Annotated in this window: 8 protein-coding genes; 2 read left to right on the top strand and 6 right to left on the bottom strand. The window is 66.0% G+C overall.

Features of this window, described 5'->3' with window-relative positions:
* Positions 1-127 precede the first annotated feature (127 nt).
* From lgt to M2432_RS19045, 6 genes are all read right to left on the bottom strand, one after another.
* Complete coding sequence (lgt, locus tag M2432_RS19070; RefSeq protein WP_280828385.1) at positions 128-1975, bottom strand: prolipoprotein diacylglyceryl transferase; 1848 nt, start codon at positions 1973-1975, stop codon at positions 128-130.
* Complete coding sequence (trpA, locus tag M2432_RS19065; RefSeq protein ID WP_280828384.1) at positions 1972-2763, bottom strand: tryptophan synthase subunit alpha; 792 nt, start codon at positions 2761-2763, stop codon at positions 1972-1974. The genes lgt and trpA overlap by 4 nt, the downstream gene beginning before the upstream one ends.
* Entirely contained in the window at positions 2760-4028 is a 1269-nt protein-coding gene (gene trpB / locus M2432_RS19060) for a tryptophan synthase subunit beta (protein ID WP_280828383.1), read from the bottom strand. Before trpB ends, trpA begins: the two co-directional genes overlap by 4 nt.
* Positions 4029-4062: 34 nt before the next feature.
* Entirely contained in the window at positions 4063-4881 is an 819-nt protein-coding gene (gene trpC / locus M2432_RS19055) for an indole-3-glycerol phosphate synthase TrpC (RefSeq protein ID WP_280828382.1), read from the bottom strand.
* Positions 4882-4975: 94 nt separating this feature from the next.
* On the bottom strand, positions 4976-5596 hold the full coding sequence (locus M2432_RS19050) for a TIGR02234 family membrane protein (RefSeq protein WP_280828381.1): 621 nt from the start codon (positions 5594-5596) through the stop codon (positions 4976-4978).
* Positions 5593-7119 carry an anthranilate synthase component I gene (locus M2432_RS19045; protein WP_280828380.1) on the bottom strand — a complete coding sequence of 509 codons (1527 nt, stop codon included), beginning with the start codon at positions 7117-7119 and terminating at the stop codon, positions 5593-5595. The genes M2432_RS19050 and M2432_RS19045 overlap by 4 nt, the downstream gene beginning before the upstream one ends.
* Before the next feature lie 32 nt (positions 7120-7151).
* On the opposite strand from M2432_RS19045, the gene M2432_RS19040 reads away from it, so the two are divergent.
* Positions 7152-7607, top strand: coding sequence for a peroxiredoxin (locus M2432_RS19040; RefSeq protein ID WP_280828379.1), 456 nt, complete (start codon positions 7152-7154; stop codon positions 7605-7607).
* A 191-nt stretch (positions 7608-7798) separates the two neighbouring features.
* Positions 7799-8593, top strand: coding sequence for an ATP-binding cassette domain-containing protein (locus M2432_RS19035; RefSeq protein WP_280828378.1), 795 nt, complete (start codon positions 7799-7801; stop codon positions 8591-8593).
* Positions 8594-8636: the final 43 nt, after the last annotated feature.

The following is an 8636-nucleotide window of genomic DNA, read 5'->3' as shown; positions in this document are numbered from 1 at the left end:
CGGGGGGGTGTGGGGCGTGGCGCCCCCCCGGGGGGTTTGCGGGTGGGGCGGCTATTTGGTTTTTTGGGACTACAACCTGACCATTCCCTAAATTCAACCCCCCCGACCCCGGACGAAAGATGTCCGGTCAGCGCTGACGCCGGAACCAGCGACGCCGTGATGCCGGTGGCTCCCAGACCGGGAGCGCGGCAGTCGACGGTGCGGCCTTGACCTCGGTCTCAGCTTCTGCCTCCGCCTCGGCTTTCACCTCGGGCTCTGGCTCCGGCTCGGATTCCGATTCGGCCGCTGCTTCCGGCTCCTCGTTCACCTCGGGTTCGGCTTTCGCTTTGGGTTCCGCCTCTGGCTCAGATTCCGTCTCTGACTCCGCTTCGGCTGCCGGTTCGGCTTCTGCCTCCGGCTCGGATTCCGCTTCCTGCTCCGCTTCCGCCGCCTCCGGCTCAGCTTCGGCTACGTCGTCCTCAGCCGGTTCACTTGCCGATTCCGGTGCTACCGGCTCGACCGCTGCGGCCAGGTCGTCAGACTCGGCGGCATCCGCTTCGCCCTCAGGTTCGGCCTCGTCAGGCTCTTCTTCAGACGACTCGCCGGGCTCGTCGGCTTGCCCCTCTACCGATTCACCAGCGTCTGCGACCGGAGCCGCTTCAGCGTCCGAAGCCGGCTCAGCGACTTCTTCAGACGCGACCTCGGCCTCGGGCTCGTCGGCGCCCTCAGCCTCCGATCCCTCCGGCTCCGGGGTCTCGTCCTCCGCGTCGTCATCGGCTAGCACTTCGGTCTCGTCGGACTCCGTCTCGACCGCGTCAGCCTCGTCCGCGATGTCCTCATCGTCCTCGTCCGCGATGTCACTGTCATCCGGCGCAGCTGTCACGGCCTCGGCCGCCGCGGCGGGCTCGTCTTCCGCCGACTCACCTTCGTCCGACGGAGCCTCCTCCGACGCCACTTCCTCCGGCTCAGCGTCAGCTGACTCGTCAGCCGCACCACTGCCGTCGACAGCTTCGGCTTTGCCTTCGGCCACGGCAGCACCCGCCACCGCAGCAGCACCGACAGCAGCCAGCCTCTTGTCGTCCGCATGGGTCTCGGACACGACGTCAGCCTCGACAGCCTCGCCCGCGGCCCGTCCAGCGAGTGACGCCGGATCCTCGCGCCCCTTCGGCGCAACTATCATGTAGAAGACCGCACCGATGAAAACGAACGTCGCGGTGAACGAGTTCACCCGAGTACCGGCGATGAGTGTGGCCGGATCGCTGCGCATCAGTTCCACACAGAACCGACCGATGCAATAGCTCGCGACGTACAGCGCGAACAGCCGACCGTGGCCAAGCCGGAAACGGCGGTCAGCCCACAGCAGAAAGACGAAAACCAGGACGTTCCAGATCAATTCGTACAGGAACGTCGGATGTACAACGGCCGCAACCTGGCCGGTGGAAACGCCGTCGAGTAGGTGCGGGGACACCCGGCCCTGACTATCGGCCCGCTCGAAAATCTCCAAGCCCCAAGGCACATTCGTAGGACGGCCGTAGAGCTCCTGATTGAAGTAATTGCCCAGTCGGCCGATACCTTGGGCCAACACGACGCCCGGAGCCACTGCATCGCCGAACGCGGGCAACGGAATTCCATGCCGACGGCATCCGATCCAGGCACCGACCGCACCCAGCGCAACTGCGCCCCAGATGCCGAGGCCGCCGTCCCAGACCCGCAGTGCACCCGCGACCCCGGCGCCGCCCTCGGCGAAATAGGTGCGCCAGTCGGTCATCACGTGGTACAGCCGACCGCCGACCAATCCGAACGGAACCGCCCACAGCGCAATGTCGTAGATGACGCCTGATTCGCCGCCACGGGCCACCCAACGGCGGTCCCCGATGATCAGCGCAGCGACGATCCCGGTGATGATGCACAGCGCATAGGCGCGGATCGGTACCGGTCCGAGATGCCACACGCCCTGCGCCGGGCTCGGAATGTAAGCCAACAACGTCGTCGTCATGCGGAAACCTTCTGTCTCACTCCCTGAGCCAGTTGCTCGGTCAACTCACGGACCGCTGGAATTCCATTGTCGCCCAACGCTGATACCAATGCAGAGCCTACGATAACGCCGTCGGCGTAGGCCGCGATCTCGGCAGCCTGCTCACGCGAGCGCACACCGAGGCCCACACCGACCGGGATATCGGACACCTGCCGCACCCGGGACACCAACTCCGGGGCCATATTCGACACTGCATCCCGGGCACCCGTCACGCCCATGGTCGACGCGGCATAGACGAAACCGCGAGAGGCCGCGGCGGTCGCTGCCAGCCGCTCCGGGGTGGACGAGGGGGCTACCAGGAAAATCCGGTCGAGGTTGTGCGCATCGGAGGCGGCAAACCATTCGTCGGCTTCGTCCGGGATCAGGTCCGGGGTGATCAGGCCCAGCCCTCCGGCAGCGGCCAGGTCACGCGCGAAGGCGTCGACTCCCCAGCGCAGCACTGGGTTCCAATACGTCATCACCACGGCACTGCCGCCGGCGTTGCTGATTGCCTCCACCGCGCGCAGCGCGTCACGTACACGCACACCGCCGGCCAACGCAGTATTGGTGGCGGCGGCGATGGTCGGTCCGTCCATCCCGGGATCAGAGTAGGCGACGCCCACTTCGATGATGTCGCAGCCGGATTCGACCATCGCGACCATTGCGTCGATCGATGTCTGTACATCCGGGAAACCCGTTGGCAGATAACCGATCAGCGCCGAGCGGTTGTCCTTACGGCACGATTCGAACAATCCAGCCAACCGGCTCATGACGCGCCCTCACCACCGTCCAGTAGTCCGAACCACTTCGCCGCGGTCTCAACGTCTTTGTCGCCACGGCCTGACAGATTCACCACGATCACGGCGCTGGGGCCCAACTCGACACCGAGCTTCAATGCACCGGCCACCGCGTGCGCCGACTCGATGGCCGGGATGATGCCCTCGGTGCGGCACAACAACCGGAAGGCCTCCATGGCCTCGGTGTCAGTGATGGGCTGATATTCGGCGCGGCCCGTGTCCTTGAGGTACGCGTGCTCAGGGCCAACCCCGGGATAGTCCAAACCGGCCGAGATCGAATGCGATTCGATGGTCTGGCCGTCCTCGTCCTGCAGCAAGTAGGAGAACGAACCCTGGAACGCACCGGGCGAACCGCCGGTGAAAGTGGCTGCGTGCCTTCCAGTTTCGACGCCGTCACCGGCCGCTTCGAATCCGACCAGGCGGACCGAGGGGTCGTCGATGAAGGCGTGGAAGATCCCGATCGCGTTCGATCCGCCGCCGATGCACGCGGTCACCGCGTCGGGCAGACGGCCGACCTGCTGCTGAATCTGGACCCGCGCCTCCATCCCGATGACGCGCTGGAAGTCGCGCACCATCACCGGGAACGGGTGCGGGCCGGCCGCGGTGCCGAAGCAGTAATAGGTGTTGTCCGCGTTGGTGACCCAGTCGCGGAAGGCCTCGTTGATGGCGTCTTTCAACGTCGCAGAACCCGCCTCGACAGCCACCACGGTGGCACCGAGCAGTCGCATCCGAGCCACGTTCAACGCCTGGCGGGCGGTATCCACCGCGCCCATGTACACGATGCACTCCAGGCCCAACAGCGCACACGCGGTCGCGGTGGCCACGCCGTGCTGACCGGCTCCGGTCTCGGCGATGACGCGGGTCTTGCCCATCCGCTTGGCCAGCAGCGCTTGGCCCAGCACATTGTTGATCTTGTGAGAACCGGTGTGGTTCAGGTCTTCTCGCTTCAGGAACAGCCGCGCACCGCCGGCATGCGCGGCCAGCCTGGTGGCTTCGTACAGCGGCGACGGCCGCCCCGTGTAGTGCTGCTGCAGCCGATCGAGCTCATCGAGGAAGCTCTGGTCCGTGCGCACCTTGTCGTAGGCGGCGGTGACCTCTTCGATGACTGCCATCAATGCCTCTGGCACCAACCTGCCGCCGTAGGACCCGAAGTGCCCCTTGGGATCTGGGTCATGGGTGGTGGGCTCGGCGACAGCCGCACTCATCCGCGGCAATTCAGGGCTGTTCGGTTCAGACATTCAGCTCACTGCTCTTCGCGCAGGAGCCCGCAATTCAGCGGGCCGGTTTCGGGCAGGACGGGTGCGTACCGGCAGTCACCAGGTCGGCGACAGCACTGCGGGGATCTCCGCTGGTGACCAGGCCCTCGCCAACCAGCACCGCGTCTGCACCGGCGCCGGCATAGGCCAACAGGTCGGCAGTACCCCGCACCCCCGACTCAGCGATCCGGATGATGCTGCTGGGCAGGCCGGGGGCAATGCGAGCGAAGCAGTCCCGGTCGACCTCGAGAGTCTTCAGGTCGCGAGCGTTGACGCCGATGACCTTGGCACCGGCCTGCAGCGCACGGTCGGCTTCTTCCTCGGTGTGCACCTCGACCAACGGCGTCATACCCAGGGACTCGGTACGGTCGATCATCGAGGTCAGCACCGACTGCTCCAGAGCAGCGACAATCAGCAGCAGCATGTCTGCGCCGTGCGCGCGCGCCTCGTGAATCTGGTACGGCGTGACGATGAAGTCCTTGCGCAGCACCGGAATCGACACTGCCGCGCGCACCGCGTCAAGGTCGGCCAGCGAGCCATTGAAGCGCCGCTCTTCGGTCAGCACGCTGATCACCCGCGCACCACCGGACTGATAAGCCTTGGCCAGCTTGGCCGGATCATCGATCTGCGCCAGCTCACCGCGGCTGGGGCTGGCCCGCTTGACCTCTGCGATGACACCGATTCCGGGCTCACGCAAAGCGGCCAGAACATCAAGCGACGCAGGTGCCCGCTTGGCGCGGTCTTTGACGTCAGCAAGGCTCAATTCGGCTTCGCGGGCGGCGACATCGGCGCGGACTCCCTCGATGATGGAGTCGAGCACGGTCCCCGAACTCATAACGCGTCGTTGTCCTTCCATACCGATGGTGAAGCCGAAGCGATGTCCCTCGAAGGGTAGTCGCCGAGGCTGGGCCTGATGCCACCGCCCCCAATCACTTGTCGTCGTCGTCCGGGAGCGTCGGGTCCCGACCGTCGTCGAGGGCGTCCCAGATCATCCGTCCTGACATCCCATCAGCGGGTTCTCCCTGTTCCGCCGCTTGCCCGGGAGCGGCATATTTCGCCGCGGCGGCCTTGGTCGAGTCCTTGCCCGCGGCACGCATCAGCAGCACCGCACCGACCAACGTGCACACCGCCGCCACCAGCGTTATCCCAGCACCCCAGTGATGGCGGTTGGTGCCGACCAGGAACATCACCGGCACCTCAGCCATATCCGCGGCCCGGACCGATATATCGGTCACCACCCAAAGACTGATCCCCAGATAACCCATGCCTGCGCTGGCAGCTGCCACCAACAGTGCGAGCAGCCGCAGAGCCCACCCACGGACCCCAAGGGCGGCCACTGCGGCCGCAGCCACCAGCAATGCCAGCGGGATCAGCGCCGTCGACCACTGGGCACCGGACAGCGTCGTGGTCTTGGGCTTGCCGAGCCCGTCGAAGGTGGACACGTCCACCCAGCGCAAACGGGAGGCGCCCCACAGGGTCAGAGCTGCCACCAAGAGCAGCAGCTGTGCGGTCCTGGTCGCGACCGCGGTGCGGTCGGTGTTCCCGGTCATGGCGCGAGCGGGTTGGGGATCGGTGCCACCAGTGTTTCGGCCGCCGCAATGGCCGCGAGCACGGCCTTGGCCTTGTTGGCGGACTCGTTGTACTCGTATGGGCCGTTGGAATCGGCCACGACTCCCCCGCCGGCCTGCACGTAGGCCGTGCCGCCGCGCATCAGGGCGGTACGGATGGCGATGGCGAAGTCGGCGTTGCCGGCGAAGTCCAGATAGCCGAGCACCCCGCCATAGGTGCCGCGGCGCGTCAGCTCGACTTCTTCGATGAGCTCCATGGCGCGCACCTTCGGCGCGCCGGACAGGGTGCCGGCGGGGAAGCAGGCGGTCACCGCATCCAGCGCGGTCTTACCATCGGCCAGATGGCCGGTCACGGTGGATACCAGATGCATGACGTGGCTGTAGCGCTCGATGTGGCTGTAGTCCTCCACCCGCACCGTCCCGGGCGTACATACCCGACCCAGATCATTGCGGCCTAGGTCGACCAGCATCAGGTGCTCGGAGCGCTCCTTGTCGTCGGCAAGCAGCTCCTTCTCCAGCAGGATGTCTTCCTCATCGGTGGCTCCGCGCCAGCGGGTACCCGCAATAGGATGCGTCGTAGCCACTCCGTCGGTGACCGTGACAAGCGCTTCCGGGCTGGACCCGACAATCGAAAAGTCAAGTTCGCCTTCAGCATTGGGGACATTGAGCAGGTACATATAGGGGCTGGGGTTGGTCACCCGCAGCATCCGGTACACGTCGATGGGGTCGGCGACGGTGTCCATCTCGAAACGCTGTGACGGCACCACCTGGAAGGCCTCGCCGGCCTCGATGTCGCCGACCAGCTTTTCGACGATGGCGGTGTACTCCTCCACCGTGCGCTGTGAACGCGGTTGCGGCTGAGGACGACTGAACGTCGCAACGGACGACGGCAACGGCTCGCCGAGCGCCTTGGTCATCACGTCCAGTCGGGCCACTGCGTCGTCATAGGCCCAGTCCACGCGTTCGTCGGTGCCGTTCCAGTTGACCGCGTTGGCGATCAGCGTGATGGTGCCCTCGTGGTGGTCGAGGGCGGCCATGTCGGTGGCCAGCAGCAGCACCATGTCGGGCAGCTTGAGGTCGTCTACAGCGAGCACCGGGAGCCGCTCCAGGTGTCGCACCATGTCATAGGCGAAATAGCCCACGAGGCCGCTGGACAGCGGCGGCAGCCCGGGCACGGCCGCCGTCTCGAGCAAGGCCAGCGTTTCACGGACTGCCTGCAGCGGGTCACCGCCGCTGGGTGCGTCCTTCGGTGTGACGCCAAGCCAAACCGCATACCCGTCCTTGATGGTCAGCGCTGACGGAGCCCCGGCGCCGATGAACGACCAGCGCGACCAAGACCGCCCATTCTCAGCCGATTCCAGCAGGAACGTACCTGGGCGGTTGTCGGCCAACTTGCGGTAAGCCGACAGCGGCGTCTCGCTGTCCGCGAGCACCTTGCGGGTCACCGGAACCACGCGATGCTCGGCAGCGAGCGCGCGAAATTCCTCGCGGGAGGTCGTGTGCACGCGGCAATTCTCCCAGAAGTAGCGTTGGACACATGAAGCGTGGTGACCAGGTAGCTGAGTTCTCCCTGCCCGACCAGAGCGGGACCGTCCGAAGCCTTTCCGAACTGTTGGCCGATGGGCCCATCGTCTTGTTCTTCTATCCAGCGGCGATGACACCGGGCTGCACCAAAGAGGCGTGCCACTTCCGCGACCTCGCATCCGAGTTCGCACAAGTGGGCGCCTCACGCGTCGGCATCAGCACCGACGCGGTGGCCAAGCAGGCCAAGTTCGCCTCACAGCAGGGGTTCGACTATCCCCTGCTGTCCGACGCCGACGGCACGGTGGCCGAGCAGTTCGGCGTCAAACGCGGCCTGCTCGGCAAGCTGATGCCGGTCAAGCGGACCACGTTCGTGATCGGCACCGATCGCACCGTTCTCGAGGTGATCGCTTCCGAGTTCAGCATGGACACCCACGCCGATCAGGCGCTCGAGGTGCTCAAGGCACGTTAGCCGCCTGGGTCACCGCCGCCAGCGACGCGGTCAGCACCGAGTCGCTGGCGGCCGCAGGCCCAGCCTCCGCGATGTTCGAAGTAGGTGAGGGCAGTGGCACCGATCGACTGCTGGGTCAGACTCAGAATCTCGACGGACGCCCCAGCGGCCTCCAGCAGAACCCACCTGAGCGCATTGAAGGAGTCCTTCGCATGACACCGGTCCTGGAACTCGACAACGTGACGTTCCGCCGCGAGGGCAAGCAGATCATCGATGGAATCTCGCTCACCGTGCAGCCCGGTGAGCACTGGGCGCTATTGGGCCCCAACGGCGCCGGCAAGAGCACCCTGCTGGGGTTCTGCGGTGCAATGACCTTCCCGACGTCAGGCACCGTGCGGGTGCTGGGTGAGCAGATGGGCCGTACCGAGCTTGCGCCGCTCCGGCGCTCGATCGGCCAGGTGAACCCCCGACACCGGTTGCAGTATCCGCTGACCGTGCGCGAAGTGGTACTCACCGGGATCACCGGCACCATCGACACTCCACAGCGGTGGCAGCCCTCGCCTTCCGACTTGGAGCGCGCGGACGCCATGATCTCGACCATCGGCTTGGAGCGGATTGCATCGTCGACGTGGCCGACGTTGTCGCAGGGCGAACGGGGCCGAACCCTGATCGCGCGCGCATTGATCTCCGGCCCCCGGCTGCTGCTCCTTGACGAACCCACCACCGGCCTGGATGTGGCTGCCCGCGAACAACTTCTGGAAACCATCGACGCCCTGGACGACGCGCACCCGGAGGTGGCGTCGATCCTGGTGACGCATCATCTGGAGGAACTGCCGACCACGACCACGCACGCGCTGCTGATCGCCGAAGGCCGCACCGTGGCCAGCGGACCTGCGGTCTCAACGGTGACGACCGACAATGTAACGCAAGCCTTTTCGCATCCGGTGCAGGTCGGTTACGACCAGGGCCGCTGGACCGCCCGCGCTAAAGCCAGTCGCGTTTGGTGATCTGTGCACGATTTTCGCCGGTCAGCGCGGAAAATTGTGCACA

The organism is Mycobacterium sp. OTB74 (assembly GCF_029892685.1).
In the GTDB taxonomy this organism is placed as follows: Bacteria; Actinomycetota; Actinomycetes; order Mycobacteriales; family Mycobacteriaceae; genus Mycobacterium.
The sequence above is the reverse complement of the archived record's forward strand: the minus strand, read 5'-3'. Positions and strand labels throughout refer to the sequence as shown.

What these genes read in the sequence shown, in the direction of transcription:
- trpB (WP_280828383.1), bottom strand. Translation starts at nt 4,028, where the DNA reads ATGTCTGAACCGAACAGCCCTGAATTGCCGCGGATGAGTGCGGCTGTC.
- M2432_RS19035 (WP_280828378.1), top strand. Translation starts at nt 7,799, where the DNA reads ATGACACCGGTCCTGGAACTCGACAACGTGACGTTCCGCCGCGAGGGC.
- trpC (WP_280828382.1), bottom strand. Translation starts at nt 4,881, where the DNA reads ATGAGTTCGGGGACCGTGCTCGACTCCATCATCGAGGGAGTCCGCGCC.
- M2432_RS19040 (WP_280828379.1), top strand. Translation starts at nt 7,152, where the DNA reads ATGAAGCGTGGTGACCAGGTAGCTGAGTTCTCCCTGCCCGACCAGAGC.
- lgt (WP_280828385.1), bottom strand. Translation starts at nt 1,975, where the DNA reads ATGACGACGACGTTGTTGGCTTACATTCCGAGCCCGGCGCAGGGCGTG.
- M2432_RS19050 (WP_280828381.1), bottom strand. Translation starts at nt 5,596, where the DNA reads ATGACCGGGAACACCGACCGCACCGCGGTCGCGACCAGGACCGCACAG.
- trpA (WP_280828384.1), bottom strand. Translation starts at nt 2,763, where the DNA reads ATGAGCCGGTTGGCTGGATTGTTCGAATCGTGCCGTAAGGACAACCGC.